This is a genomic window from Micromonospora sp. NBC_01739 (assembly GCF_035920385.1).
In the GTDB taxonomy this organism is placed as follows: domain Bacteria; phylum Actinomycetota; class Actinomycetes; order Mycobacteriales; family Micromonosporaceae; genus Micromonospora.
In genome coordinates this window covers 5,329,697-5,355,715 of the sequence record NZ_CP109151.1, presented here as the reverse complement: position 1 = coordinate 5,355,715, position 26,019 = coordinate 5,329,697, and the positions used below count along the sequence as shown (strand labels likewise).

Below are 26,019 nucleotides of genomic sequence, written 5' to 3'. Positions count from 1 at the left end.
AACCACAGGAGCACCCACCGCAGGGCAGTCCGTAGACTGTGCCCGTGCCAGTCGACCGCGAAACCACCAAGCCTGCCGGCGCGACTCCCCACGCCCGCACCGGCGCCGTGGGCTCGCCCGCCCGTCCGATCAGCATCAGCGTGACCGGGGGCGGCAGCGCCGGCGATCCGCTGCGCGCCAACCTGGCCCTGATGGCGCCCGGCACCGCGCTGCGCGACGGCTTGGAACGCATCCTGCGCGGCCGGACGGGCGCGCTGATCGTGCTCGGCTACGACAAGGTGGTCGAGGGCCTGTGCACCGGCGGCTTCCCCCTCGACGTGGAGTTCTCTGCTACCCGGGTCCGCGAACTGTGCAAGATGGACGGCGCGGTCGTGCTGTCCAGTGACGGCACCCGGATCGTCCGCGCGGCGGTGCACCTGATGCCGGACCCGGCCATTCCCACCGAGGAGTCGGGCACCCGACACCGCACGGCGGAACGGGTCGCCCGGCAGACCGGCTACCCGGTGATCTCGGTCAGCCAGTCGATGCGGATCATCAGCCTCTACGTCAACGGGCAACGGCACGTGTTGGACGACTCGGCGGCGATCCTGTCCCGGGCCAACCAGGCCCTGGCCACCCTGGAGCGGTACAAGCTCCGGCTGGACGAGGTCTCCGGCACCCTCTCCGCCCTGGAGATCGAGGATCTGGTCACCGTACGTGACGCCGTGGCGGTGGTGCAGCGGCTGGAGATGGTCCGCCGCATCGCCGACGAGATCGCCGGGTACGTGGTGGAACTGGGCACGGACGGTCGACTGCTGGCCCTGCAACTGGACGAGTTGATGGCCGGGGTGGACGCGGACCGCACCCTGGTCATCCGGGACTACCTGCCCACCGGCCGCAAGTCCCGCACCCTGGACGAGGCCCTGGTCGAGCTGGACCTGCTCAGTGCCACCGAGCTGATCGACCTGGTCTCGGTGGCCAAGGCCATCGGCTACCCGGCTGCCTCCGACGCGCTGGACGCGGCCGTCAGCCCGCGCGGATTCCGCCTGCTGGCCAAGGTGCCCCGACTGCCGGTGACCGTGGTGGACCGGCTGGTGGTGCACTTCGGCAGCCTTCAGCGGCTGCTCGGGGCCACCGTGGAGGACCTGCAGGCCGTCGAGGGGGTCGGCGACGCCCGGGCCCGAGGCGTACGCGAGGGACTGTCCCGGCTGGCCGAGGCGTCCATCCTGGAGCGGTACGTCTGAGGGTCAGGTCAGTCGGTGAGCACGAGCTTGGCCGGCTGACTCAGCTTGGTGCCCACCCGGGCGAACACCTGGTAGGTGCCGGCCGGCGGGGTGTCGCCGCTGGCCAGCCCGTTGGCGCACCGGCTGCTGTCCTTGCCGTTCCAACCGACCTGGTAGGCGCGCTCGAAGCCCGGGGTGAAGGACTGCACGTCCGACCCGGCGGCGGTGCCGCAGGTGTCCGACGACCACACCACGTCGGCACCGGACTTGATGTAGATCTCCTGGGCGGTCGCCCCGACATCCCGGTTGCAGGTCCGGTCGGCCCGGTTACGGACCTTCAGGTGCAGGTCCACCGCAGCACCCCGGACCACCCGGTTCGGCACGGCCTGGGCGGTCACCGCCAGCTCCGTGTCCGTGCAGGTGCCCTCGTCGGCCACCGGGGCGACGGCCGGCGGATCGTTGGTCAGGCTCGTGTCGGGCGAGGGAGTGCCGGAAGGGCTGGCCGGGCCGGCACCGGCGTCACCCGAGGGCGGGGGTGACCCGGTCTGCGGGGTCAACACCGAACCGGTGGGCTCCGGGGTGCCGGAGACGCCCGGATCGGGCTGCCCCTGCCCGGTGGCATCTTTGCCGCCACGCGGACCGTTGCACGAGTAGAGCAGGACAATCAGGAAGAGCAGGACCGCGCCGAGCACGACGGCGCGACGCCGCCAGTACACGGCGGGAGGCAGGGGGCCGACCGTCAGACGCATGATGCCCCCACCGTAGCGGCGCCATGCGCGACGGACGGTGACGACGCGCCGAGGCGTACCGGAGCCACCGGAACCCACCCTCCAATGTCGACAGTCCCGTCACTCTGAGTGCTGTCAGGGGCGGCTCAGAGGTAAACCTTGCGCTGGTAGATCGCGTGGGCCCCGGCCACCCGGTCCAGGAAGAGCAGACCGGAGCAGTGGTCGATCTCGTGTTGCAGGGCACGCGCCTCGAAACCGTCCGTCACCAGGCGTATCTGCTTGCCGCTGCCGGGCAGCGCCCCTTCGACCACGAGCCGGCTGGCGCGCTTGACGTCCCCGGTGAGGTCCGGGACGGACATGCACCCCTCCCGGCCCGCCTTCCACCGGGTCGCCTCGACCACCCGCGCGTTGCAGAGCACGAAGGTGCCGTGCACGGTGACCGCCTTGGGGTGTCCGGTGACATCCACCGCGAACACCTGCGCACCCACCCCCACCTGCGGGGCGGCCAGGCCGACACAGCCGGGTGACACCCGCATGGTGGCGATCAGGTCGGCCGCCAGCCGTACGGTCTCCTCGGCGGTCGGGTCGACCTGGTCACCGGCCCGGCTCAGCGCCGGGTGCGGCGCGGAGACCACCGGCAGCACCTGGCCCGCACCGACCAGTTCCGGGGTCCAGTCGCCGAGGCCGGTCGAGGTATCCGTCTGCGGGTCCGACTCCGGCCCGCCCGTCTGCCCGGTCACAGCAGATCCGGGTCGGCGGGACGGAGAGTTACCTCCACACCCAGGTCGGCGGCCACCTGCGCCAACCGGCCGGTCAGGGCGTCGGAGGCGCCGGCCGGCAGGTCGACCTCGGCGACGACCACGTAGAGGGTTCCCGCCAGCCGGGTACTCAGGTCGGTGACGTTACCGCCGGCCTCGGTGACCGCCCGGGTCATCGCGGCCACGATGCCCATCCGGTCCGCACCGTGCACCGACAGCACGTACCGCTCACCGGCCGAGGCGGCCTCCCCGTCCGGCCGCACCTCGCGTACGGTCGCCAGCAGCTGGCCGTCGGCGGTCAGTGGGCCCAGGGCGTCCTCGACCGCCGCGGAGGTCGGACCGACGCAGATGAGGGTCATCGCGAAGTGTCCGCGTAGCCGGGTCATCGTGCTGTCGGTCAGGTTGGCCCCGAGCCGAGCGAGCACCTCGGCGACGTCGGCCACGATGCCCGGCCGGTCCCGGCCGATGACGGTGATCGCGAGCTCGTTCATCCGGGCATTCTCCCCGATCGTCGATCGCCACTGGCCACGGCCCGCCCGGAGGCGTCCGAACGGCGGAACCTGGGCGCGTGACATCATCAGCGGCGCGATGACGGAATCGACATTCGCCGGCCAGGTGAGCCGGTGGTACGAGCGCAACGCCCGGGACCTGCCCTGGCGGGAACCCGAGGTCACCCCCTGGGCGATCCTGGTCAGCGAGGTGATGCTCCAGCAGACCCCGGTGGTCCGGGTGCTGCCCGCCTGGCAGGCCTGGCTGGAGCGCTGGCCCACCCCGGCCGCCCTGGCCCAGGACAGCCCGGCCGAGGCCATCCGCATGTGGGGACGGCTCGGCTATCCGCGCCGCGCCGTACGGCTGCGCGACTGCGCGGTGGCGATCGTGGAACGGCACGGCGGGCAGGTGCCGGACCGCCTGGACCAGTTGCTGGCCCTACCCGGCGTCGGTACGTACACGGCCAGGGCGGTGGCGGCCTTCGCGTTCGGCCAGCGGCACCCGGTGGTCGACACCAACGTACGCCGGGTGGTGTGCCGGGCCATCGCCGGTGAGCCGGACGCCGGCCCCGCCACCCGGCCCGCCGACCTGGTCGCGACCGAGGAACTGCTGCCGGCCGATCCGGCCGCCGCGGCACTGGCCAGCGCCGCGATCATGGAACTGGGGGCGCTGATCTGCACCGCCCGGTCGCCGCGCTGCACGGCCTGCCCGGTGGAGGCCACCTGTGCCTGGCGGGCCTCGGGGCAGGTCGCTCCGGCCGGGCCGACCCGACGCCCCCAGCGGTACGCGGGCACCGACCGCCAGGTACGCGGGCTGCTGCTCGGGGTGCTCCGGGAGGCGACCGGTCCGGTGCCGCACCAGCGACTGGACCAGGTCTGGGCGGACGAGGTGCAACGGGCCCGGGCCCTCGCCGGCCTGATCACCGACGGTCTGGTCGAGCCGGTCGGCGAGGCCTCCTTCCGCCTGATCGGCGACGGCCCACCAGCCCCCGTGCCGAGCTGAACCCCTCTGACGCGACAGGGCCGGCCTCCCAATGGAGGCCGGCCCGGTGCTGCTTGCTGGTGGATCAGGCGGAGTAGCCGCGGGTGGCCACCCAGTCGGCCAGCGCCTCGGTGTCGATCCAGTACTCGGCCTGCACGGGGTCGGCGGAGTCAGCGATCTTCGCCTGGGCGCCGCCGTCCCGGTAGCCGGTCACCGAGATGTAGTGGCCGCCCTCGAAGGAGTGGGTCTGACCGCTGAGGTCGACCGCGGTGCCGGCCACGTTGGCCACCACGCCGCGGCCCTCGTCGACCGCGCGGACGATGTCGGCCCGCAGCCGGTCGGTCTCAGCCCGGTCGGCGGAACGACCCGGGACCTCCACCGTGCGGTAGACCTCCTTGCCGACCCGCTTGTTGAGCGCCTTGGTGATGTCGTACGCGGAGTCGGTGCCCCGCTCGGTAGTGCCCATCTCCCGGGCCAGGTCGTCCTGGGAAACGTCCTTGTCCAGCGTCGTCAGGGCGTTGCGCACCGCGGCCGGGCCGCAGTAGTAGTAGTTCGACTGGGCCTGATAGCGCACCTTGAGCTGCCGCTCGCCCTTGGCCTGATCGTGGTCGGCGACCAGTGGGCTGGAGGTCTGGGGGGCGGCTAGGGCTGCGGTCGGACCGGCGACCATGCCACCGGCGAAGACGGCACCGGCGACGGTCAGGGCGGCCTTCTGCATCAGAGTCGTCATGGGTCAGCGCCTTCCATCTCGGGGGATCGACACGACACCCGGCAAGGGGAGGGTGCGAACCGCGTCGGGGGGAAGTAGCAGCCCACCTCGGCCTTCTTCGGCAAGGCGAGCGCTGGCGAGCAGCAGCATGTTCGTGGAGTGCCGCTCCGGTTACCCCTCGTACAACCGCTCCTGGCGCTCGGTCATGCCCTCACACAGCGTGACGGCAGCCACCCGGCGGTCGATCCGGGCTGCCAGCCTCCATCACATCGCCCATAGATGCACAAACCACCTGATAATCCCGGCGGCAGCGGCCCGACCCGGGGTACGCAAAGCGGCGGCCCGGTGGCATCTGCCACCGGGCCGCCGCTGATGTGAGCTGGTAGAACTCAGGCCGCCGACTCGTCCGCACCGGTGGTAGCGGTGCCACCGAGATCAGCCGGGACGGCGTCCGGCACGTCGACCGGGCGATCGGAGCCCTTGAAGACGAGCTTGGACTTGTCGATGTCGTTCGGGTCCCCCTCGCAGTCCACCACGACGATCTGACCCGGGATCAGCTCGTTGAACAGGATCCGCTCGGAGAGGTTGTCCTCGATGTCGCGCTGGATCGTGCGGCGCAGCGGCCGGGCGCCCAGCACCGGGTCGAAGCCCTTGGCAGCCAGGTACTTCTTGGCGTTGTCAGTCAGCTCAAGGCCCATGTCCTTGTTCCGCAGCTGGGTCTCGATCCGGGCGATCATGATGTCGACGATCGACAGGATCTCCGTCTGACGCAGCTGGTGGAAGACGATGGTGTCGTCGATCCGGTTCAGGAACTCGGGCCGGAAGTGCTGCTTGAGCTCGTCGTTGACCTTCTGCTTCATCCGGTCGTAGTTCGACTCGGAGTCCTCCGAGGCCTGGAAGCCCAGCGAGACCGCCTTGGCCACGTCCCGGGTGCCCAGGTTGGTGGTCAGGATGATGACCGTGTTCTTGAAGTCCACGATCCGGCCCTGACCATCGGTGAGCCGACCGTCCTCCAGGATCTGGAGCAGGGTGTTGAACACGTCCGGGTGGGCCTTCTCGATCTCGTCGAACAGCACCACCGAGAACGGCCGACGCCGCACCTTCTCGGTCAGCTGCCCACCCTCGTCGTAGCCGACGTACCCGGGAGGGGCACCGACGAGCCGGGAGACCGTGTACCGGTCGTGGAACTCCGACATGTCCAGCTGGATGAGGGCGTCCTCGCTGCCGAACAGGAACTCGGCCAGGGCCTTGGACAGCTCGGTCTTACCCACACCGGACGGACCGGCGAAGATGAACGAGCCCGAGGGGCGCTTGGGGTCCTTCAGGCCGGCCCGGGTACGCCGGATGGCCTTCGAGACCGCCTTGACCGCGTCCTCCTGGCCGATGACGCGCTTGTGCAGCTCGTCCTCCATGCGCAGCAGGCGCGAGGTCTCCTCCTCGGTCAGCTTGTAGACCGGGATGCCCGTCCAGTTGCCCAGCACCTCGGCGATCTGCTCGTCGTCGACCTCGCTGACGACGTCCAGGTCACCGGCCTTCCACTCCTTCTCCCGCTGCGCCTTCTGGCCCAGCAGCTGCTTCTCCTTGTCGCGCAGCTGGGCGGCGCGCTCGAAGTCCTGCGCGTCGATCGCGGACTCCTTGTCGCGGCGCACCTGGGCGATGCGCTCGTCGAAGTCACGCAGGTCCGGCGGCGCGGTCATCCGGCGGATCCGCATCCGGGCGCCGGCCTCGTCGATGAGGTCGATCGCCTTGTCCGGCAGGAACCGGTCGGAGATGTATCTATCGGCCAGAGTTGCGGCAGCCACGAGCGCAGCGTCGGTGATCGAGACGCGGTGGTGCGCCTCGTAGCGGTCGCGCAGGCCCTTGAGGATCTCGATGGTGTGCGCCAGCGAGGGCTCACCCACCTGGATCGGCTGGAACCGGCGCTCCAGGGCCGCGTCCTTCTCCAGGTGCTTGCGGTACTCGTCGAGGGTGGTCGCGCCGATGGTCTGCAGCTCACCCCGGGCCAGCATCGGCTTCAGGATGCTCGCCGCGTCGATCGCGCCCTCGGCGGCACCCGCACCCACCAGGGTGTGGATCTCGTCGATGAACAGGATGATGTCACCGCGGGTGCGGATCTCCTTGAGCACCTTCTTCAGGCGCTCCTCGAAGTCACCGCGGTAGCGGGAGCCGGCCACCAGGGCACCCAGGTCGAGGGTGTAGAGCTGCTTGTCCTTGAGGGTCTCGGGCACCTCGCCCTTGATGATCTTCTGGGACAGCCCCTCGACCACGGCGGTCTTACCGACGCCGGGCTCACCGATCAGGACCGGGTTGTTCTTGGTACGGCGGGAGAGCACCTGCATGACCCGCTCGATTTCCTTCTCGCGCCCGATCACCGGGTCGAGCTTGCCCTCCCGGGCCGCCTGGGTCAGGTTCCGGCCGAACTGGTCCAGCACCAGGCTGGTCGACGGCGCGGCCTCACCCGGGGCGGTGCCCGCCGCAGCCGGCTCCTTGCCCTGGTAGCCGGAGAGCAGCTGGATCACCTGCTGGCGGACCCGGTTGAGGTCGGCGCCGAGCTTGACCAGCACCTGGGCGGCGACGCCCTCGCCCTCACGGATCAGGCCGAGCAGGATGTGCTCCGTGCCGATGTAGTTGTGGCCGAGCTGCAGCGCCTCGCGCAGGGACAGCTCCAGCACCTTCTTGGCCCGCGGCGTGAACGGGATGTGCCCGCTCGGCGCCTGCTGGCCCTGGCCGATGATCTCCTCCACCTGCTGGCGGACGCCCTCCAGGGAGATCCCGAGGCTCTCCAGGGCCTTGGCCGCGACGCCCTCACCCTCGTGGATCAGGCCCAACAGGATGTGTTCCGTACCGATGTAGTTGTGGTTGAGCATCCGGGCCTCTTCTTGGGCCAGGACGACAACCCGTCGCGCTCGGTCGGTGAACCGCTCGAACATGCCCTCGTGCTCCTCACGTGCCGTGCGCACTCGATCTTGGTGGTCAAGACTCTCGGCGGGGCCGGTGCGCGAGCGCCCGGGACGGACGTCCGCGCCTCATTACTCTATCGCCGCGAACGGGTTCGGCTGACCTCGTGTGTCTGCGCGGTGGGCCCGGTACGCGTCGTTTTGCACAACCCTCCGCGCTCAACGGGTGTTCCGGGCGGGGGGTCTGTACGCGCAGAGCGAAATTCGACCGGCGGCCACAAGCCGTCCGGAGCGCGCACGGAGGGGCTCCGGAGACCGAACGGCAGCCCGTCCGACACCATCCAGGGGTGACGCCATCCACAGGCTGTGGACAAGACATCCACCGGTTGTGGACAACGTCCGACCCCTCGGGTTTAGTCCCGAACCCGCCGAGGGGCCGGCCCGCGCCGGGCGACCGGGCCGAGAGACGGCGACGCCGGCCCAGAGATTCCTCCGGGCCGGCGTCGACCGATGACCTTCGCAGGTTCGTCTCAGTGCCCCGCCTTGGCGTGGTACTCGTCGACGATTTCCTGGGGGATCCGACCCCGGTCGGAGATGTCCTTGCCGGCTTTACGCGCCCAGGCCCGGATGGCCTTGTTCTGCTCACGGTCGGCTGTCGCACCACCCCGACCGCGGGCGGCACGCCCACCCACGACCACACCGCCACGACCCACCTTGGTGCCGTTGGCGATGTACTGCGCGAATGCGTCACGCAATTTCTCGGCGTTGGAACTCGAGAGGTCGATCTCATACTGCACGCCGTCGAGCGCGAACTTGACGGTCTCGTCCGCGTCCCCGCCGTCCAGGTCATCGACCAGCTTGTGAATGATCTGCTTGGCCACGTCCCACATTCCTTTCGAGCAGGGCTGGTACTGCCATCTGCAGGGCAACAATAACCTGCCAGATGCTTGCCCCGTCAATAGGATCCGGTAACGACCCGAGAAGCTTCCCAGCGACTACTCGGGGCGAACCAACGGGAACAGGATGGTTTCCCGAATTCCCAGCCCGGTCAGCGCCATCAGGAGTCGATCGATTCCCATTCCCATGCCACCGGCCGGCGGCATTCCGTACTCCATCGCCCGGAGAAAGTCCTCGTCGAGTCGCATCGCCTCGTCGTCGCCGCGCGCGGCCAGTTGCGCCTGGGCGATCAGCCGTTCCCGCTGCACCACCGGGTCGACCAACTCCGAGTACGCGGTGGCCAACTCGAAGCCGAACACGTACAGGTCCCACTTCTCCGCCAAACCCGGCTCACTGCGATGGCCCCGGGTCAGCGGGCTGGTCTCCTCCGGATAGTCGCGTACGAAAGTAGGCGCCTGAAGCCCCGGTACGACCAACTCCTCGAACAACTCCTCGGCCAACTTGCCCGGCCCCCACTTGGGGTCGACGCTGACCCCCACCTTGTCGGCGTACTCGACCAGACGGGCGCGCTCGGTGCGGACGGTGACCTCTTCGCCGAGGGCCTCGGAAAGCACACCGAAGAGGCTCACCGAACGCCACTCACCGCCCAGGTCGTACTCCCGACCGTCGGCGTGCGTCACCACGGTCGATCCGGTCGCCGCGATCGCCGCCTGCTGGACGAGATTGCGGGTCAACTCGGCCATCGTGTTGTAGTCGCCGTACGCCTCGTACGCCTCCAGCATCGCGAACTCCGGTGAGTGCGAAGAGTCGATGCCCTCATTACGGAAGTTACGGTTGATCTCGAACACCCGCTCGACACCACCCACCACGGCGCGCTTGAGAAACAGTTCCGGCGCGATTCGTAGATACAGGTCGGTGTCGAGGGCATTGCTGTGGGTCACGAAAGGCCGGGCGGTCGCGCCACCGTGCAGCAACTGGAGCATCGGGGTCTCGACCTCGATGAATCCCTTACCGTGCAGCGAATCGCGCAGACTGCGCACCGCAGTCGCCCGGGTACGCACCATCTGGCGGGCCTGCGGCCGGACGATCAGGTCGACGTACCGCTGCCGTACCCGGGCCTCCTCGCTGAGGGGCTTGTGCGCCACCGGCAGCGGGCGCAGCGCCTTGGCGGTGACCGCCCACTGCTCGGCGAGCACGGACAACTCCCCCCGCCGACTGGTGATCACCTCGCCGGTGATGCCGACCAGGTCCCCGAGGTCGATCAGGCGCTTCCAGTCCTCCAGCCGCTCGGCGCCGACCCGGTCCAGGGAGAGCATGGCCTGCAACTCGGTGCCGTCCCCGTCCCGCAGGGTGGCGAAGCAGAGCTTGCCGGTGTTCCGTACGAAGATCACCCGGCCGGTGACCGAGACCTGGTCGCCGGTGGCGGTGTCCGTGGGCAGGTCGGCGTAGCGCTCCCGCACCTCGGCGAGGCTGCTGGTGCGCGAGAAGCTGACCGGGTACGGCTCGACGCCGTCGGCGAGCATCCGCTCCCGCTTCTCCCGGCGGACCTTCATCTGCTCGGGAAGGTCGTCGGCGGGGTCGACTGGCACGGGGCTCTGCTGGGTCACGGCACGCTTCCTCAGAAGGAGAATTCGGGCGGGGTCAAGCCCAGAGCGTACTCAAGCCCCCCACCCCCCATCACCGGATAGCCCACCCCCTAATGACCCACCCCACCAAGACGGTGCAGCCCGGACACCCCCTCAAGCCCGCAAGGAACGGCTGAGCCGGCGCACCGACGGGTTTCCGGGCAGCCCGACCGGCGCAGGGATCAAGCCTGACCGCCCGGAGCCGGTCGGGCTGCCCGGAAACCCCAAAGAGCAATCAGACGTTCCGCTCATAAACCATGCGCAACCCCATCAGAGTGATCATCGGCTCATGATGCGTGATCGTCCGGCACTCATTGAGCACCAGCGGCGCCAACCCACCCGTAGCGATCACCGCCTTCAACTCGCCCATCTCCTCGGCCATCCGCTCGACGATCCGATCCACCTGACCGGCGAACCCGAAGTAGAGCCCGGCCTGGAGACACTCCACGGTGTTCTTGCCGATCACCGAACGCGGCTTGGTCGCCTCGACCTTGCGGAGCTGGGCGGCGCGGGCCGCCAGGGCGTCGAAGGAGATCTCGATGCCGGGGGCGAAGGCCCCGCCGAGGAACTCGCCCCGACCGCTGATCACGTCGAAGTTGGTGGTGGTACCGAAGTCGACCACGATCGAGGGCCCCCCGTAGAGGCTGTACGCGGCCAGGGTGTTCACCACCCGGTCGGCGCCGACCTCCTTCGGATTGTCGATGGCCAGTTGCACGCCGGTGCGTACCCCCGGCTCCACGATCACGCTAGGCAGTGCCCCGTAGTAGCGGGTCAGCATGGTCCGCAGCGAGCGCAGGGCGGCCGGCACGGTCGAGCAGGCCGCCACCCCGGTGATCTCGACGGCGTCCCCGGCCAGCAGTCCCCGGAACATCAGCCCCAGCTCGTCGGCGGTCGAGCGGGCGTCGGTCTTGATCCGCCAGGAGTGCACCAGTTGGTCGCCGTCGAAGGTCGCCAGCACGGTGTTGGTGTTCCCGATGTCGATGCAGAGCAGCACGCCCCGCAGCCTAGACGGCCGCTCCTGCCGGGCTCACTCCGTACGCAGGTCCAGAGCGATGTCCAGGATCGGCGAGGAGTGGGTCAGGGCACCGACGGAGAGGTAGTCCACCCCGGTCGCCCCGACCTCGGCGGCGTCGGCGAGGGTCAGCCCGCCGGTGGCCTCCAGCTCGGCCCGGTCCCCGACGGCCGCCACCACCTCGGTGAGCAGAGCGGGGGGCATGTTGTCCAGCAGCAGGAAGGTGGCGCCGGCCTCGACCGCCTCCACCGCCTCGGCGAGGGTGTCCACCTCCACCTGCACCGGCACCTCAGGGAAGGCCGCACGGACCCGCCGGTAGGCCGCGGTGATCCCGCCCGCGGCGTACTTGTGGTTGTCCTTGATCATGGCGACGTCGTACAGGCCCATCCGCTTGTTGGTGCCACCGCCGGCGCGGACCGCGTACTTCTCCAGGGCCCGCAGGCCCGGGGTGGTCTTGCGGGTGTCCAGGACCATCGCCTTGCTGCCGGCCAGGGCATCCGCCCAGGCCCGGGTGTGGGTGGCCACCCCGGACATCCGGCTCAGCAGGTTGAGAGCGGTGCGTTCGCCGGTGAGCAGCACCCGGGTCGGGCCGGTCACCGTGGCCAGCACATCGCCGCGGGCCACCCGATCACCGTCGCGGGCCACCACGGACACCGCGACGGTACGACCGGAGCCGGTCAGTTCGTCGGCGAGTTCGAACACGGCGGCGGCCACGGCCAGCCCGGCCACCACCCCGTCGGCCCGTGCCACCACGTCGCCGGTGTCCATCTGGGTCGCCGGGATGGTCGCCACGCTGGTCACGTCGAGCAGATCCGGACCCAGATCCTCGACCAGCGCGGTCTCGATGATCCGGCGTACCTGCTCCGGCTCCAGTCCGGCCGCCCGCAGCAACCCTTTCGTCCGGACACTCAGGCCAGCCGCCGCGGCAGCGCCGTCACTCATCGGGTCTCCTCCCACCGCATGGTCAACTGGTTATCCGTACCGATCGCGCCGACCAGGTGGCCGTGCCACCGCTCGTCCGCCTCCGGGTGGTCCTCCCGCCAGTGGCAGCCCCGGGTCTCCTGCCGGGCGTACGCGGCAGCCATCAGGGCGCTCGCCACCGTCAGCAGGTTGGTCGCCTCCCAGTCGGCGGTCCGGGGGGTACCCCGACCGGCACTCAGCTCGACCAGTTCGGCCGCGGTGGCGGCCAGGGTCGCCGACGAGCGGAGCACTCCCGCCCCCCGGGTCATCGCCCGTTGCAGGGCGGGAGTGGTGGCGGCCGGCACCACCCAGCCCGCTCCCCCACGCCAGGCCCCGGTGTCCGCCGGGCGGGCCTGCTCGGGCAGACCGGCCGCGATGTGGTCGGCGATCCGCCGGGAGAAGACCAAACCCTCCAGCAGGGAGTTGCTGGCCAGCCGGTTGGCCCCGTGCACGCCGGTGCAGGCGACCTCGCCGCAGGCGTACAGGCCGGGGATGGAGGTACGGCCGTGCAGGTCGGTGCGGACCCCGCCGGAGGCGTAGTGGGCGGCCGGTGCCACCGGGATCAGGTCCTCGGCCGGGTCCACCCCGATGGCCCGGCAGGAGGCGACGATGGTGGGGAACCGGCGGGCCAGGAACTCGCCGCCGAGGTGGCGGGCGTCCAGGTAGACGTGGTCGTCACCGGTGGCCAGCAACACCCGGTGGATGCCCTTGGCCACCACGTCCCGAGGGGCCAGCTCCGCCAGTTCGTGCTGGCCGAGCATGAACCGCTTGCCGTCGGCGTCCACCAGATGCGCGCCCTCGCCGCGCAGCGCCTCGGAGACCAGGGGCTGCTGGGCGTGACCGGCGTCCGGGGTACGGGCCTGCTCCGGCACGATCAGGGCGGTCGGGTGGAACTGCACGAACTCCACATCGGTCACGGCCGCACCGGCCCGCATGGCCAGGGCCACCCCGTCGCCGGTGGAGACCGGGGGATTGGTGGTCGCCGCGAAGACCTGCCCCAGACCGCCGGTGGCCAGCACCACGGCCCGGCCAAGGATGGCACCCACACCGTCCTCACTGCCCTCTCCGAGCACGTGCAGGGTGATGCCGCACGCCCTGCCCAGCCCGTCCGGGCCGGCACCGGGGGCCCGGAGCAGGTCCAGCACCAGGGCGTGTTCGACCAGGCGGATCCACGGGTCCCGGCGGACCGCCTCGTGCAGGGCCCGTTGGACCTCCGCGCCGGTCGCGTCGCCACCGGCGTGCACGATCCGGTCGGCCCGGTGCCCGCCCTCCCGGGTCAGCGCCAACGAACCGTCCAGGTTGCGGTCGAAGGCGGCCCCGATCCGCATGAGTTCCCGCAGCCGGGTCGGCCCCTCCTCGACCAGCACCCGGACCGCAGCCGGATCACACAGCCCCACCCCGGCGATCTCGGTGTCGGCGGCGTGCATCGCCGGGGTGTCCGCCGGGTCGAGGACGGCCGCGATGCCCCCCTGGGCCCAGCGGGTCGAACCCTCGTCGATGTTGACCTTGGTGACCACGGTGACGTGCAGGCCGGCCTCCCGCAGGTGCAGGGCGGCGGTCAGCCCGGCCACCCCGGAGCCGACCACGATCACGTCGGTGGTCTCCACCCAACCCGGCGCCGGAGCGGACAGCAGGCGGGGCAGCGCCGGCAAGCCGACGGTCGGTAACTGCATCCCCCCAGTCAACCCGAAGGTCACTCGGCTCGGGCGGCGGGGGCGGGACGAGTGGTTCCCGCTACTTCGTCCTAACCGGGAGTCCGGCCGGGCCGGCCCCCTTGAGTGAACCGGTCACCTTCCGGTCGCCGAGCCAGAGGTAGCAACGCACTCCCCGGTCCCCCACCTGCCACCGCCCGGCGCCGGGCGGACGGACCACCAGGTCACTGCGGTAGATCAGGTCACCGTCGTCCGGCACCCCGGCGTAGCGGGCGAGCACCGTACGGCAGCCCGCGTAGAAGGGGGCCCACTGCGCGCTGTTCTTCGGGTACGGGCGATCAGGTGCCTGCCACACTCCGGCGAACTCGGCGTCGTGGCGCTCGGCGCAGTCCACCGGTACCAGGGAGCGCACCACCCGGGAGCGGTCCGTGCGGGCCTGCTGACACCCCAGCCACAGCGGGGAGGGGGGCCGCAGCGCGTTGCGCAGGGAGCCGCTGCGGGTCACCACCTTGGCACCCGCCTCGGCCGTGGTCACCTCCATCAGGTCGCAGCGGTACCACCGCGACCCCGCGGCCCAGCCCGCCCCGGTGGGGACCGCCACCGCCAGCCGCAGTCGACCGGCCCGCCAGTTGTCCCCCACGTAACCGTTGGCCCGTTTGTCGCAGTCCGCGAAGGCGGTACGCAGTTCGGGTGAGGCCACCGGGGGCGGTTCCTTGCGCTCGGCGGGGAAGGTGCCGACGTGCACGGTCTCCACCCGGTGCGGGGTGGCACAGTCCACCGGGGCGTACGCCGCCAATGACACCGCGTCGGCGAAGTCCGCCTCGTGGCAGACCTCGGCGACCGGGGTGAAGGCACCGGGCGCGGCCAAAGCCGCCCAGTCGTCGGTCAGGTCCCCGTCCAGCCCGTGCGGCGCACCGCAGCCCACCAGCAGCACCGCGACGGCCAGGGCCGCGGTCAGGGTTCTCGTCGCACGCTGCATGACGCCGCCTCCCCCAGCCAGCGGCCGTCTCCTGACGGCGGTCACAGCGTAACCAGAAATGACCTTCCGGTGACAGAGCGGATTCCGGGCGCAGGGTGGGGCGGGTGTTAACAGGGGGCCCTTCTACCTCGTGAGGCGTTAAGAAGGGGCCCTTCCTTTCACCGACTGGGGGTTGGGGATGGGGGTGCCGGCGGTGCCGGGGGCGGCGGTCGAGGGGTCGGCGTCCAGGTCCACGATCTTGTTGTCGGCGTCGACATGCACCACCCGGGGGCGGTAGGTGCGGGCCTCCGCGTCGTCCATCTGACCGTACGAGATCAGGATGACCAGGTCCCCCGGGTGCACCAGGTGGGCCGCGGCGCCGTTGATGCCGATCACCCCACTGCCCCGCCGCCCCGGGATCACGTAGGTCTCCAGCCGGGCGCCGTTGGTGATGTCCACGATCGCCACCTGCTCCCCGGGGAGCAGGTCGGCGGCGTCGAGCAGATCCTCGTCGACGGTCACCGACCCGACGTAGTGCAGATCCGCCTGGGTCACCGTGGCCCGGTGGATCTTGGATTTGAGCATGGTGCGGTACATCGGGACGCCTTTCGCGCAGGTCTGGTCAGGACGCCGGGTGCAGCAGGACGGGCGCGTTGTCGATCAGTCGGGTCTGACCCACCCAGGCGGCGACGAGCAGCCGGGCCGGCCCCTGGACCGGCCCCGGTTCCAGCTCGGGGTCGGTGAGGACCAGGTAGTCGAGCCGGGCCCCGGGTTCACCGGCACCGAAGGCGGCGTGCGCGGCCGTCAGCACCGCCCCGGCGTCGCGGCCCGCCTCGGCGGCCTCCGCCCCGGCCCGCAGGGCCCGGGACAGGCTGAGCGCCACCTGCCGCTCGGTGTCGGAGAGGTAGCGGTTGCGGCTGGACAGGGCCAACCCGTCGGGCTCCCGGACGGTGGGTACGCCGACCACCTCGACCGGCACCTCCAGGTCCCGACACATCCGCCGGACCAGGGTCAGCTGCTGGTAGTCCTTCTCGCCGAAGAAGGTCAGGTCGGGCCGGGTGAGTTGGAGCAGCTTCAGCACCACGGTGAGCACCCCGTGGAAGAAGCCGGGCCGACTCAGCCCCTCCAGGTCCTCGCCCAGAGGACCCGGGTCCAGCCGTACCTGGGGTGCCCCCTCGGGATACATGTCCGACACCGCCGGGGCGAAGACCAGGTCGGCACCGGCCCGCCGGCACACCTCGAGGTCAGCCTCCAGGGTCCGGGGGTAGCGGTCGAAGTCCTCGTTCGGACCGAACTGGAGGGGGTTCACGAAGACCGTGACGATCACGTGATCGGCCCGCTCCCGGGCGGCCCGCAGCAGGGCCTCGTGGCCCTCGTGCAGGGCACCCATGGTCATCACCACCCCCACCCTTCCGGTCAGGGCGGACCGGGCCTCGGCCAACTCGGCACGGGTGTGCACGAGCCTCGTCACGCGATCCATGTCGTTCACCAATCCGCTCACGCCGCCACCCGGCTCTGCTCCCGGTCCAGCACCCCGAGCAGCGGCTGCGCCTCCGCCGGCCGCAGTCGGCCGGCGGCCACCGCCCGGTCGGCGGTACGCCGGGCCAACGCCAGGTAGGCCTCCACCGACTCGGGCGCGATGGCCGCCAACTGCGTCAGGTGCCGGGCCACCGTACCGGCGTCGCCCCGGGCCACCGGACCGGTCAACGCATCGTCACCCAACCGCAGGGCGTTCTCCAGAGCGGCCCGCAGCAGCGGGGCCAGCACCTTCTCCGGCTGGGTCACCCCGGCGTCGCGCAGCCGGTCGGCCGCCTCGTTCACCAGGGTCACCAGGTGGTTGGCGCCGTGCGCCAGAGCCGCGTGGTAGAGCGGCCGGTCGGACTCCCCGATCCACTCCGGCACCCCGCCGAGATCGGCCACCAGCCGAGCGGCCAACGGGCGCAGGTCGGCCGGCGCGGTCACCCCATACGAGATGCCGGGCAGCCGACTGAGGTCGTCCGGGGTACCCGTGAAGGTCATCGCCGGGTGCAGGGCCAACGGACGGGCACCCACCGCGGCGGCCGGGGCCAGCACCCCCAGACCATGGGCCCCGGAGGTGTGCGCGACCACCTGACCGGGCCGCAGGGCCCCCTGCGCGGCCAGGTCGGCCACCACCCCGGCCAGGGCGTCATCCGGTACGGCGATCAGCAGCAGGTCGGTGGCCGCCCGAGCTACCTCGCAGGCCCGGCGGCGGGAGACCGTCGGCAGCAGCAGCGCCACCCGGGCCTGAGAGGCCCCGGAACTGCCGGTCGTGGCTACCACCCGGTGACCTGCGGCGGTAAGCGCGGCACCCAGGGTGGCTCCGACCCGTCCGGCGCCGATCACGCCGACGGTGAGAGCGGCATGATTGGCAGACGGCACGGTCGCGGACCGCCGACGGGCGGCCGGATACGTGCGCAAGGGTGCGCTCATGTCACGATCCAGTCCTCGAGATGGGTACCGGTCGAAGCAAGTATGTGTCGCTGACACGGATCCGAAACAAGGATGTGTGAAATCGTTCACCGCCGTTGGATCGGCGCGGTGGAAGCGCCGAGAGCGAGGACCGAATGGCAATGCGTTGGCATCAGGCGATGCAGCGGGCACTGTACGGGCCGGACGGCTTCTTCGTCTCCGGCGCGGGGCCGGCGGCGCACTTCCGTACCAGCGTGCACGCCTCTCCGGTCTTCGCTGGGGCGTTGCTCCGGTTGATCCGTCATCTCGACGGGGTGCTCGGTCATCCTGCTGTCTTCGATGTGGTCGACGTGGGGGCGGGGCGGGGGGAGTTGGTTCGGGCGCTGTCCGTGGGGGTTTCCGGGGAGCCCACCCGCGCAGGAATCAAGCCTGACCGCCCGGAGCGGGTGGGCTCCCCGGAAACCCTGACCACCACGACCACCGTCCGACCCTCACCCCTCAACCCTTCGAAGATCACGACGGGGTACGGCGGCGACAGCTGCGCGTCGGATCTCAGCGGGGGTGGGTCGGTGCCGTTGGTTGAGCGGGTGCGGTTCACTGCTGTCGAGTTGGCTCCGCGACCCGATGACCTGCCCGAACAGATCCGCTGGACCGACCGGATTCCCGCTGGTATCACGGGTCTGCTCCTGGCTACCGAGTGGCTCGACAACGTCCCGCTGGACCTCGCCGTGCACACCGGAACCGGCTGGCACTACCTGCTCGTCGACCCCACCTCCGGCGAGGAGACGATCGGCACCCCACTCAGCCGAGCAGACCTCGACTGGCTCTCCACCTGGTGGCCCAGCCCTCTCGCCGCGACCACCCAGCCAGCCCCGACCGATCGGCAGTCGGCGAACCCTGTGACGGACCCTTCCTCCCCACCCGCGACCGCACCAGACCCTGACAGCTCGACCGGGTCGGGTTTCCGGGCAGCCCGACCGGCGCAGGGATCAAGCCTGACCGCCCGGAGCCGGTCGGGCTGCCCGGAAACCCAAACGGACCGCACCCCCACGGACCGCGCACGAGTGGAGATCGGCAGGACCAGGGACGAAGCCTGGGCGGACGCGGTCGGCCACGTCGAACGAGGCCTGGCGTTGGCGGTGGACTACGGCCATCTGCGGGCGACCAGACCGGTGGACGGAACCTTGACCGGGTACCGGGCCGGGCGGCAGGTGCCACCGGTGCCGGACGGGTCGTGTGACGTCACCGCGCACGTGGCCATGGACTCGGTCGCCTCCGCCGGTGAGCGGGTCGCCCGGTGTGCGTACGCCCTGGGGTCGCAGCGGGACGGGCTGCGGGCGCTCGGGGCCGACGGGGGGCGACCGCCGCTGAGCCTGGCCGCCCACGACCCGGCCGGGTACGTGCGGGCGCTGGCGGCGGCCTCGGCGGCGGCCGAGCTGACCGACCCGGCCGGACTCGGCGGGCACTGGTGGCTGTGGCAGCCGGTCGGCCTGCCCACCGACCGGCTGCTGCCCGGGGTGTTCGGGCCGATCGACACCGCTGCGCCGTCCTGACCGGCCGGTCATGGCACGATGGCGGGCATGACCACGGGCGACCTGCGTGAGCTGACCGTCGGCACCGGAGCTGGGCTGGTGGCGGGCACCGGCGGGGAGCAGCTCGGCACGGACATGGTGCTCAACATCGGACCCCAGCACCCTTCCACCCACGGGGTGCTGCGGCTGAAGCTGGTCCTGGACGGCGAACGGGTGATCTCCGCCGAGCCGATCGTCGGGTACATGCACCGGGGCGCGGAGAAGCTGTTCGAGGTACGCGACTATCGGCAGATCATCGTGCTGGCCAACCGGCACGACTGGCTCTCGGCGTTCGCCAACGAGCTGGGCGTGGTGCTGGCCGTGGAACGGCTGATGGGCATGGAGGTGCCGGAGCGGGCGACCTGGCTGCGGATGGCCCTGGCCGAGTTGAACCGGGTGCTCAACCACCTGATGTTCCTCGGCTCGTACCCCCTGGAGATCGGCGCGATCACCCCGATGTTCTACGCCTTCCGGGAACGGGAGACCATCCAGGCGGTGATGGAGGAGGTCTCCGGCGGGCGGATCCACTACATGTTCAACCGGGTCGGTGGGCTGAAGGAGGAGGTGCCCTCCGGGTGGACCGGCCGGGCCCGGGCCGCCATCGGTGAGGTACGCCGCCGGATGCCCGACCTGGACAACCTGATCCGACGCAACGAGATCTTCCTGGCCCGTACGGTCGGCATCGGGGTGCTCTCCGCGGCCGAGGCCGCCGCCTTCGGCGCCTCCGGCCCGGTCGCCCGCGCCTCCGGGCTGGACCTGGACCTGCGCCGCGACGAGCCCTACCTGGCCTACGACCAACTGGAGGTGCCGGTGGTCACCCGCACCACCGGTGACTGCCACGCCCGGTTCGAGGTGCTGCTGGACCAGGTGTACGCCTCACTGGACCTGGCCGAACAGTGCCTGGACCGGGTCGACCGGCTGACCGGGCCGATCAACACCCGGCTGCCGAAGGTGCTGAAGGCCCCCGAGGGGCACACCTACGCCTGGACGGAGAATCCGCTCGGCATCAACGGCTACTACCTGGTGTCCCGGGGGGAGAAGACCCCCTGGCGGTTGAAGCTGCGCACCGCCTCGTACGCCAATGTGCAGGCCCTGGCCACCCTGCTGCCCGGCTGTCTGGTGCCGGACCTGATCGCCATCCTCGGCTCGATGTTCTTCGTGGTCGGCGACATCGACAAGTGATCCGCCAGGGCTCTCCGGGGCGGCGGACCGACTTTTCGCGCCTGGTCAGTGCCAGCGGTTTCCCGGGTCCTGGACCGGCGGACCGTAGCCGGTGTCCTCGGCCCGGTGCCGACGGCCGTACGGCTCCGGCTGATGTCCCCGGGGCGGCTCGGGCTGGTACCCCCGCACCGGTTCGGCCTGAGGGCCCCGACCAGCCTCGGGGTGGTGCCCGCGTTGTCGCGGTGCGCGCCACTCCTCCGGGACCGGCACCCCGCCGGGCGGCAGGGCCGGTCGGCGATCCTCGGCCGGTCCGTCCCGCCATCCCTCGTCGCCGTCGGCCGCTCGACGCGGCTCGCCGTGGCGGACGCTGGCCCAGCGGTCCGCCACCCGGTACTCCGTGCCGGTGTGGTCGGCGTTCACCTCTGCGTGACGTTCACCGGCCCGGTACTCACGTCCCCGCTCGTCGTCGCGGACGGCCGCCCAACGGTCCCCGGCCCGCAACTGGGCCCAGTACTCCCCGGTGTCGTCCGCGCGGGGCGGCCAGTCCGGTGCCACCTCGGCGGCGGACCCCCACTGCGGTCCGCTCTCGCCCCGACCGCGCTCCTCGCGGGAGGCCGCCCAGTCGCCTTCGTCCCGGTAGCCATGGCGTTCCTCGCGGAGCCCCGGCCCGCCGTCCCGGTACGCCGGGCGGTCCTCGCCGTACGTGGGGCGCTCCTCGCGGAACCCGGGACCACCCTCGCGGTATGCCGGACGGTCCTCGCCGTACCCGGGGCGGTCCTCGCGGTATGCCGGACGCTGCTCGCGGTACGCCGGTCGGTCCTCGCGGTGGGTGACCGGATCGCTCGGTGCCGACCGGTCGTCGCCGGGCCAGGGCGGGACGTAGCCGCCGAAGCCTGCCGGGTCACCCATCGCCCCACCATCCACGATGGTGTGTCGAGTGGTGACATGCACGGTCTCGGTGTGCCGGACCACGCCCTGGCCTGCCGGTTGGGCCGAGCCGTACACCCCGCCGGGGCTGCCCGGCCGCTTCCCTGGGCCACCGGGCGCGGGCCGTTCCCCGTAGGGAGCCGACGCGGCCCGGTCGGCGTAGGGGGCCGGTGCCGGCCGTGCCCCGTAGGGCGCCGATGTCGGCCGGTCCTCCGGAGCGGGCGGGGCGGGGTGCTCCACGGCGGGGGGTGGTGCCTCTGGTTCCATCGCCACCCGGGCCCGGCCTGCGCCGACCGGTTCCCCATCGGCGAGTGGGGCGCTTCCGGTCGAGGGAGCCGGTGCTGCGGCCGTCGTATGGCGCAACCCGGCCAGCGCCTGCTGGACCCGCTCGACCTCGTTCAACGCCTGATTGCTCCGCTGGGCGGCGGCCACGATCTCGCTGCGCAGTTCCCGCTGCACCTGCTCGATTTCCGCGCGCAGTTCCTCGGCGTGCTGTTCGCCACCACTGTCGGCGCGCAGGGTGATGGACAGCCCGATCAGCACCACGGCCATGATGGCCAGCAGCGCGGCGAACCGCAGTGGACCGTTGCCGTCGGCGACCAGCAGGATCAGCGCCGCTACCGGGGCCAGCGCCACCCCACCCCAGAAGAGGGCGGTCAACAGTTGCTTGCTGCGCGGATCGGTGGGCACCGTTGCGGGCATGGGTCCGCAGCCTACCGAGAGTTGGGTTACCAGGAAACCGGGGGCAACGGCGACAGTTGATGCCGAAGTTCGACCTTGATCGCTGACCGGCCCGGAGCAGCGAGGCCCCCGCCGCCCCGGCCGGTTCAGCCGGGGCGGCGGCTCGGCTCAGCTGGTGGCGTAGGCCGCGTCGGTGGAGAAAACCAGACCGACACTGATGGTGCCGTTGCGCAGACCGGTCTTGGTCAACGGTCCGCCCTGGTCCAGAGAGGAGAACGAGCCGACCGAGAGACCGTAGGTCTGCTCCAGGCCGGGCTTGCAGAAGGGGCGCTCCTGGCACTCCGGCGGCCCGCCCAGCACGGTGGCCGTACCGGAGCACTTGTCGGCCAACTCCGACAGGGTCCGCACGCCGTACTTGTCGGCGAACTCCCTGGTCACCGCGAAGGCGTTCTGGTTCTGCGCCGGTGCCGGCTGGCCGAAGCTGATCCCCACCTGCTCGCCGAGGGTACGCAGGGCGGTGACGGTCTTCTCGACATCCGGCGAGGAGACCGGCTCGCTGCCACCACCGGTCTTGCCCTTGAGGAACTCGGCCATGGTCGCCGCGTACTCCGGGACGACCTGGATCTCACCCTTCTCCAGCGCCGGCTCGTACAGTTCCCGGTTGCCGATCTGCTGGACGGTCACCTGGTAACCGGCCGCGGTCAACTGGATCTTGTAGAGCTCGGCGATGATCTCGCTCTCGGTGAAGTTGCCCGCCCCCACCGTGACCTTGCCGCCCGGTCCCTTCTCGACACCCTCGGCCAGCCCGTTGGCGGTGCTGAACTCCTGCGCGGCCGCCTGGGCGCTCTTGCGGTCGACATCGACCGCCTTGTTGAGCTGCACCAGCTTCGGGGTGTCGAGCACCGTGGAGACCTTGTCCAGGGCGGCGACGAGTTGGGGGGTGGCCGCCTTGGTGTTGATCGCCGGGATGATGTTGTCGGCGTTCTGGAGGGCCTTGTCGTCCGTCAGCGCGATCAGCTGCTCGCCGGCTACCGGGGCGCACCCCTCGCCCGAGGCCGCCTCGGGTGGGGCCTCGGTGCCGGACGAGCCGGCCTCGCCGCAGCCCGCCAACACACCGGCCGCAGCCAGGGCGCCGACGACGGCGATGGACAATCTTCTCCCTGCGCGCATGAACCCGCCTTCCGTGTCCCGGCGCGGCCCCCTCGGGCCGGCCGCGTGTCCGACGGGCGATCCGCCCTTCGGCCGCCCGCAGATCCACCCAACATCCTGCCGCGCGCTACCGACAACTTCTGACCGCCTTCGTCACCGGACCGTCACCAACCGCCCTGGTCGAAGGGGGGCCGGTGTAGCGCCGCTCAGGGCGCAGGAGGTCAGGACCCGGTCACCGCGTTCGCAGCGCGACCGGCCGCACGCCGTCGGGCGCGGCGCAGCGGAGCTGGGGTGACCAGCCGCTCGACCAGCCCGAACAGCAGCTCCACGCTGACCGCCAGCCCGGCGACCAGCAGGCCACCGGCGAGAATCTGGCCGCCGCCCACCGCGATGCTCAGCCCGAACCCCAGTCGGATGATCTCGCCCAGTCCTCCACCGTTGACGAAGGTCGCCAGGGCCGCCGTGGCCACCACCTGGACCGCGGCGGTCCGGAAGCCGGCTGCCAGGTAGGGGACCGCCAGCGGCAACTCCACCTGGCGCAGCACCTGCCCGCCGGTCATCCCCATCCCCCGGGCCGCCTCCCGGGTCTGCGGATCGACCTGCCGGACCCCGGTGTACGCGTTGGCCAGCAGGGGCGGCACCGCGAACACCGCCAGGGCGACGATCACGGCCGGTTTACCGAAGCCCAGGAAGGTCAACGGGAGAATGGTCAGCAGGGCCAGCGTGGGCACCGCCAGGGTGACATTGGAGATGAGCACGACCAGCCCGCCACCCCGTCCGGCGTGCCCCAGCCACAGCCCGAACGGCCAGGCCACCAGGCAGCCCAGCAGGACCGCGGCGGCCGAGATGGTGACGTGCTCGCCGAGCCGGTCCAGGATGCCGCCCGGGTTCGTCCAGTTCAGCGGGTCGTTGAGCCAGACCACCGCCTGCTGTACGGGGTTCATTCCCACCTCCGGTCACCCCCGCCGCCGCAGGCCCTCATCCGAGCCGCCCCCGCGTCCAGGGGGTGAGCAGCCGGCCGACACCGACGAGGATCAGGTCGAGCACCAGTGCCAGCAGTACGCACAGCAGGGTCCCGGTCATGATCTGCGCCTTGTAGAAGTTGTTGTTGAACCCGGCGAAGATGATCTGCCCCAGCCCACCCCGCCCGATCACCACCCCCACGGTGATCAGCGCGACCGTGGAGACCGTGGCCAACCGCAGGCCGGTCAGGATGCCGGGCAGGGCCAGCGGCAGTTCGACCCGCAGCAGTCGGCCCCAACGGCCGTACCCCATGCCCTCGGCGGCCTCCCGCACCTCCGCCGGCACCTGATCGAGCCCGGCCAGGGTGTTCCGGACGATCACCAGCAGCGCGTACAGCACCACCACGCTGAGCACGGTAGCCACCCCGATGCCCAGATAGGGCGCGACGAAGGCGAACAGGGCCAAGGACGGGAGGGTGTAGAGCACCCCGGTGAGTGCGACAATCGGCCCGGTGAGCGACCGGAACCAGTACGCCACCACGGCCAGCGGGACGGCGATCAGGGTGGCGATCAGCACCGCTCGCAGGGTGAGGGTGGTGTGGTCCCGCAGGGCGGCAAGCACCGTGTCAGAGTTGTCCCGCACGTACTGCCAGGAGAACCACGGATTGCCCGGGTCGGCCCGGTAGCTCAGGCGGAAGGACATACGTGGACGGTACCCCGGCCGCCGACGACGGCCAGCGCGCGGCGTCGATCACCCTGGAGGGCATCGGCAAACGATATCCGGACGGCACCGAGGCGGTCCGCGACCTCAGCCTGCACGTCGAGGCCGGTGAACTGGTGGTGCTGATCGGCCCCTCGGGGTGCGGCAAGTCGACCGTGCTCCGGATGATCAACCGGCTGATCGAGCCGACCAGCGGACGGATCCTGCTGGGCGACTCCGACGTCACCCGGGCCGATCCGGTGCGGTTGCGTAGACGGATCGGGTACGTCATCCAGAACGTCGGGCTGTTTCCCCACCAGACGGTGGCGGCGAACGTGGCCACCGTGCCCCGGCTGCTCGGCTGGGCCTCCGACCGCGCCCGAAGCCGGGTCGAGGAGTTGCTGGAGCTGGTAGGACTGGACCCGGGGCAGTTCGGGCGGCGCTATCCGCACGAACTCTCCGGCGGTCAGCGCCAACGGGTGGGGGTGGCCCGGGCGTTGGCCGCCGACCCGGTGGTCCTGCTGATGGACGAGCCGTTCTCCGCTGTCGACCCGATCGTGCGCACCCGGCTTCAGGAGGAGTTCCTGCGGCTGCAGGCCACCGTACGCAAGACCATCATCCTGGTGACCCACGACCTGGACGAGGCCGTCCGACTCGGCGACCGGATCGCGGTGCTCTCCCAGGGGGGCCGACTGGAGCAGTACGACACCCCGGGAACCCTGCTCGGCGCCCCCGCCACCGGGTTCGTCCGCGAGTTCGTCGGCGCCGATCGGGGAGTCCGCCGGCTGGTGGTCACCCCGGTCACCCGGGAGGTGCTCGCGCCGCTGCCCGGCGAGGATGTGGCCGCGCTGCCGACGGTGGCCCTGGGCGGCTCGGCGTACGACGCCCTGGCCGCGTTGCTCACCTCGACCGGTGCGCCCGCCGTGGTGGTCACCGAACAGGGTCGGCCGGTCGGACTCCTGCGCCGGGAACAGGTCCTGGCGCTGTCGGATCCGACCGGCTGACTCGAGCGGCTGACCTGCTGGCACCGCGCCGGCCAGGGATCAAGGATCACCGGGCCGGCCACGGCGTCAACGACGTCCCCGCCAGCCACCGAGCGTGGCGATGCCGATGATCCAGCCGGTGAACAGCCCGTACTCCGCCCCGTCGCCGGCGGCCTGCAAGGCACCGAGCAGCGAGGGGTTGCTCCGGATCAACGCGGTGAGCAGGGCCGCCAGGGCGGCGGCGAAGACGTACGCCGCCCAGCCGGCGAAGAACTGGCTGAGGGTGCCCCGGGCCCGGGCCAACTGGGACCCCGGCAGCAGGTAGAGGAAGACGAAGGTCAGGACGACCAGGAGGATCGCCTTGAGGTCCGCCGCGATGATCTCCTGAATGGAGTCGGACGAGTCGAACCGCCAAGCGGGCCAGGCGAGCAGTCTGAGGAACCACCCGCCGGCGCTGTCGGGATCGGTGTTGTCTGCGGCCCAGTCGGCGTACCAGGGGCTGCCGAAGACCAGGACGAGCAGGAGGGCGGCGAGAGTGCCGGCCCCGGGTGCGGACTTGTATCGATTGGTGAGAGCCATGGCCCGCT

24 protein-coding genes are annotated in these 26,019 nt (G+C 71.2%); 5 read left to right on the top strand and 19 right to left on the bottom strand.

Translation table 11 applies throughout. The annotated features are described in order from the left end of the window. The first annotated feature begins 44 nt into the window (after positions 1-44). Positions 45-1,223: a DNA integrity scanning diadenylate cyclase DisA gene (disA, locus tag OIE53_RS24255; protein WP_327023789.1), complete on the top strand. Its 1,179-nt coding sequence runs from the start codon at positions 45-47 to the stop codon at positions 1,221-1,223. Positions 1,224-1,231: 8 nt separating this feature from the next. Here the strand turns inward: disA and OIE53_RS24250 are convergent, their stop codons facing one another. The 3 genes from OIE53_RS24250 to OIE53_RS24240 all read right to left on the bottom strand — a co-directional run bounded on the left by OIE53_RS24250 (position 1,232) and on the right by OIE53_RS24240 (position 3,179). Continuing rightward, a complete protein-coding gene (locus OIE53_RS24250; protein WP_327023788.1) occupies positions 1,232-1,951 on the bottom strand; it encodes a hypothetical protein in 720 nt (239 codons plus the stop codon). A 125-nt stretch (positions 1,952-2,076) separates the two neighbouring features. Then, positions 2,077-2,670 carry a peptide deformylase gene (locus OIE53_RS24245; RefSeq protein ID WP_327023787.1) on the bottom strand — a complete coding sequence of 198 codons (594 nt, stop codon included), beginning with the start codon at positions 2,668-2,670 and terminating at the stop codon, positions 2,077-2,079. Continuing rightward, positions 2,667-3,179 carry a glycine cleavage system protein R gene (locus OIE53_RS24240; RefSeq protein ID WP_327023786.1) on the bottom strand — a complete coding sequence of 171 codons (513 nt, stop codon included), beginning with the start codon at positions 3,177-3,179 and terminating at the stop codon, positions 2,667-2,669. Before OIE53_RS24240 ends, OIE53_RS24245 begins: the two co-directional genes overlap by 4 nt. A gap of 97 nt (positions 3,180-3,276) precedes the next feature. Between OIE53_RS24240 and OIE53_RS24235 the strand changes: the two genes are divergently transcribed. After that, complete coding sequence (locus OIE53_RS24235) at positions 3,277-4,179, top strand: A/G-specific adenine glycosylase (RefSeq protein ID WP_327023785.1); 903 nt, start codon at positions 3,277-3,279, stop codon at positions 4,177-4,179. A 64-nt stretch (positions 4,180-4,243) separates the two neighbouring features. Here the strand turns inward: OIE53_RS24235 and OIE53_RS24230 are convergent, their stop codons facing one another. The 11 genes from OIE53_RS24230 to OIE53_RS24180 all read right to left on the bottom strand — a co-directional run bounded on the left by OIE53_RS24230 (position 4,244) and on the right by OIE53_RS24180 (position 17,319). Continuing rightward, the gene (locus tag OIE53_RS24230) at positions 4,244-4,888 is read right to left on the bottom strand and encodes a C39 family peptidase (RefSeq protein WP_327023784.1); all 645 of its coding nucleotides are present in this window, start codon (positions 4,886-4,888) and stop codon (positions 4,244-4,246) included. Between the two features lie 368 nt (positions 4,889-5,256). Then, entirely contained in the window at positions 5,257-7,797 is a 2,541-nt protein-coding gene (locus tag OIE53_RS24225; protein ID WP_327027387.1) for an ATP-dependent Clp protease ATP-binding subunit, read from the bottom strand. 497 nt (positions 7,798-8,294) lie between these two features. Further along, positions 8,295-8,645 (bottom strand): histone-like nucleoid-structuring protein Lsr2, encoded by a 351-nt coding sequence (locus OIE53_RS24220; protein WP_327023783.1) that lies wholly within the window; start codon positions 8,643-8,645, stop codon positions 8,295-8,297. A gap of 114 nt (positions 8,646-8,759) precedes the next feature. After that, a complete protein-coding gene (gene lysS / locus OIE53_RS24215) occupies positions 8,760-10,268 on the bottom strand; it encodes a lysine--tRNA ligase (protein ID WP_327023782.1) in 1,509 nt (502 codons plus the stop codon). Between the two features lie 253 nt (positions 10,269-10,521). Beyond that, the gene (locus OIE53_RS24210; protein WP_327023781.1) at positions 10,522-11,280 is read right to left on the bottom strand and encodes a type III pantothenate kinase; all 759 of its coding nucleotides are present in this window, start codon (positions 11,278-11,280) and stop codon (positions 10,522-10,524) included. A 33-nt stretch (positions 11,281-11,313) separates the two neighbouring features. Then, positions 11,314-12,240 (bottom strand): carboxylating nicotinate-nucleotide diphosphorylase, encoded by a 927-nt coding sequence (gene nadC, locus OIE53_RS24205; RefSeq protein WP_393340333.1) that lies wholly within the window; start codon positions 12,238-12,240, stop codon positions 11,314-11,316. Next, positions 12,237-13,931 carry an L-aspartate oxidase gene (locus OIE53_RS24200; RefSeq protein ID WP_327023780.1) on the bottom strand — a complete coding sequence of 565 codons (1,695 nt, stop codon included), beginning with the start codon at positions 13,929-13,931 and terminating at the stop codon, positions 12,237-12,239. Before OIE53_RS24200 ends, nadC begins: the two co-directional genes overlap by 4 nt. A 61-nt stretch (positions 13,932-13,992) precedes the next feature. Then, positions 13,993-14,889 carry a septum formation family protein gene (locus tag OIE53_RS24195; RefSeq protein ID WP_327023779.1) on the bottom strand — a complete coding sequence of 299 codons (897 nt, stop codon included), beginning with the start codon at positions 14,887-14,889 and terminating at the stop codon, positions 13,993-13,995. Between the two features lie 138 nt (positions 14,890-15,027). Further along, positions 15,028-15,465: an aspartate 1-decarboxylase gene (gene panD / locus OIE53_RS24190; protein ID WP_327023778.1), complete on the bottom strand. Its 438-nt coding sequence runs from the start codon at positions 15,463-15,465 to the stop codon at positions 15,028-15,030. 25 nt (positions 15,466-15,490) lie between these two features. Continuing rightward, a complete protein-coding gene (panC, locus tag OIE53_RS24185) occupies positions 15,491-16,339 on the bottom strand; it encodes a pantoate--beta-alanine ligase (RefSeq protein WP_327023777.1) in 849 nt (282 codons plus the stop codon). A gap of 26 nt (positions 16,340-16,365) precedes the next feature. Continuing rightward, on the bottom strand, positions 16,366-17,319 hold the full coding sequence (locus OIE53_RS24180; protein ID WP_327023776.1) for a Rossmann-like and DUF2520 domain-containing protein: 954 nt from the start codon (positions 17,317-17,319) through the stop codon (positions 16,366-16,368). Between the two features lie 158 nt (positions 17,320-17,477). Between OIE53_RS24180 and OIE53_RS24175 the strand changes: the two genes are divergently transcribed. Next, positions 17,478-18,851: an SAM-dependent methyltransferase gene (locus OIE53_RS24175; RefSeq protein WP_327023775.1), complete on the top strand. Its 1,374-nt coding sequence runs from the start codon at positions 17,478-17,480 to the stop codon at positions 18,849-18,851. A gap of 18 nt (positions 18,852-18,869) precedes the next feature. Continuing rightward, complete coding sequence (locus OIE53_RS24170) at positions 18,870-20,051, top strand: NADH-quinone oxidoreductase subunit D (protein WP_327023774.1); 1,182 nt, start codon at positions 18,870-18,872, stop codon at positions 20,049-20,051. A gap of 45 nt (positions 20,052-20,096) precedes the next feature. Here the strand turns inward: OIE53_RS24170 and OIE53_RS24165 are convergent, their stop codons facing one another. The 4 genes from OIE53_RS24165 to OIE53_RS24150 all read right to left on the bottom strand — a co-directional run bounded on the left by OIE53_RS24165 (position 20,097) and on the right by OIE53_RS24150 (position 24,452). After that, positions 20,097-21,659, bottom strand: a complete 1,563-nt coding sequence (locus tag OIE53_RS24165; RefSeq protein WP_327023773.1) for a hypothetical protein — start codon at positions 21,657-21,659, stop codon at positions 20,097-20,099. Positions 21,660-21,806: 147 nt separating this feature from the next. Next, positions 21,807-22,790, bottom strand: a complete 984-nt coding sequence (locus tag OIE53_RS24160; RefSeq protein WP_327023772.1) for a glycine betaine ABC transporter substrate-binding protein — start codon at positions 22,788-22,790, stop codon at positions 21,807-21,809. Positions 22,791-23,008: 218 nt separating this feature from the next. After that, positions 23,009-23,731 carry an ABC transporter permease gene (locus OIE53_RS24155; protein WP_327023771.1) on the bottom strand — a complete coding sequence of 241 codons (723 nt, stop codon included), beginning with the start codon at positions 23,729-23,731 and terminating at the stop codon, positions 23,009-23,011. A 34-nt stretch (positions 23,732-23,765) separates the two neighbouring features. Next, a complete protein-coding gene (locus OIE53_RS24150) occupies positions 23,766-24,452 on the bottom strand; it encodes an ABC transporter permease (RefSeq protein WP_327023770.1) in 687 nt (228 codons plus the stop codon). Between the two features lie 2 nt (positions 24,453-24,454). On the opposite strand from OIE53_RS24150, the gene OIE53_RS24145 reads away from it, so the two are divergent. Next, positions 24,455-25,453: an ABC transporter ATP-binding protein gene (locus OIE53_RS24145; RefSeq protein ID WP_327023769.1), complete on the top strand. Its 999-nt coding sequence runs from the start codon at positions 24,455-24,457 to the stop codon at positions 25,451-25,453. A 66-nt stretch (positions 25,454-25,519) separates the two neighbouring features. Here the strand turns inward: OIE53_RS24145 and OIE53_RS24140 are convergent, their stop codons facing one another. Beyond that, a complete protein-coding gene (locus OIE53_RS24140; protein WP_327023768.1) occupies positions 25,520-26,011 on the bottom strand; it encodes a hypothetical protein in 492 nt (163 codons plus the stop codon). Positions 26,012-26,019 lie beyond the last annotated feature (8 nt).

Excerpts from the sequence above, each read along its gene's own strand:
- OIE53_RS24250 (WP_327023788.1), bottom strand. The coding sequence starts at position 1,951 with ATGCGTCTGACGGTCGGCCCCCTGCCTCCCGCCGTGTACTGGCGGCGT.
- OIE53_RS24240 (WP_327023786.1), bottom strand. The coding sequence starts at position 3,179 with ATGAACGAGCTCGCGATCACCGTCATCGGCCGGGACCGGCCGGGCATC.
- OIE53_RS24235 (WP_327023785.1), top strand. The coding sequence starts at position 3,277 with ATGACGGAATCGACATTCGCCGGCCAGGTGAGCCGGTGGTACGAGCGC.
- OIE53_RS24230 (WP_327023784.1), bottom strand. The coding sequence starts at position 4,888 with ATGACGACTCTGATGCAGAAGGCCGCCCTGACCGTCGCCGGTGCCGTC.
- OIE53_RS24225 (WP_327027387.1), bottom strand. The coding sequence starts at position 7,797 with ATGTTCGAGCGGTTCACCGACCGAGCGCGACGGGTTGTCGTCCTGGCC.
- nadC (WP_393340333.1), bottom strand. The coding sequence starts at position 12,240 with ATGAGTGACGGCGCTGCCGCGGCGGCTGGCCTGAGTGTCCGGACGAAA.
- OIE53_RS24200 (WP_327023780.1), bottom strand. The coding sequence starts at position 13,931 with ATGCAGTTACCGACCGTCGGCTTGCCGGCGCTGCCCCGCCTGCTGTCC.
- OIE53_RS24195 (WP_327023779.1), bottom strand. The coding sequence starts at position 14,889 with ATGCAGCGTGCGACGAGAACCCTGACCGCGGCCCTGGCCGTCGCGGTG.
- panD (WP_327023778.1), bottom strand. The coding sequence starts at position 15,465 with ATGTACCGCACCATGCTCAAATCCAAGATCCACCGGGCCACGGTGACC.
- OIE53_RS24180 (WP_327023776.1), bottom strand. The coding sequence starts at position 17,319 with ATGAGCGCACCCTTGCGCACGTATCCGGCCGCCCGTCGGCGGTCCGCG.
- OIE53_RS24175 (WP_327023775.1), top strand. The coding sequence starts at position 17,478 with ATGCAGCGGGCACTGTACGGGCCGGACGGCTTCTTCGTCTCCGGCGCG.
- OIE53_RS24170 (WP_327023774.1), top strand. The coding sequence starts at position 18,870 with ATGGCGGGCATGACCACGGGCGACCTGCGTGAGCTGACCGTCGGCACC.
- OIE53_RS24165 (WP_327023773.1), bottom strand. The coding sequence starts at position 21,659 with ATGCCCGCAACGGTGCCCACCGATCCGCGCAGCAAGCAACTGTTGACC.
- OIE53_RS24155 (WP_327023771.1), bottom strand. The coding sequence starts at position 23,731 with ATGAACCCCGTACAGCAGGCGGTGGTCTGGCTCAACGACCCGCTGAAC.
- OIE53_RS24150 (WP_327023770.1), bottom strand. The coding sequence starts at position 24,452 with ATGTCCTTCCGCCTGAGCTACCGGGCCGACCCGGGCAATCCGTGGTTC.
- OIE53_RS24140 (WP_327023768.1), bottom strand. The coding sequence starts at position 26,011 with ATGGCTCTCACCAATCGATACAAGTCCGCACCCGGGGCCGGCACTCTC.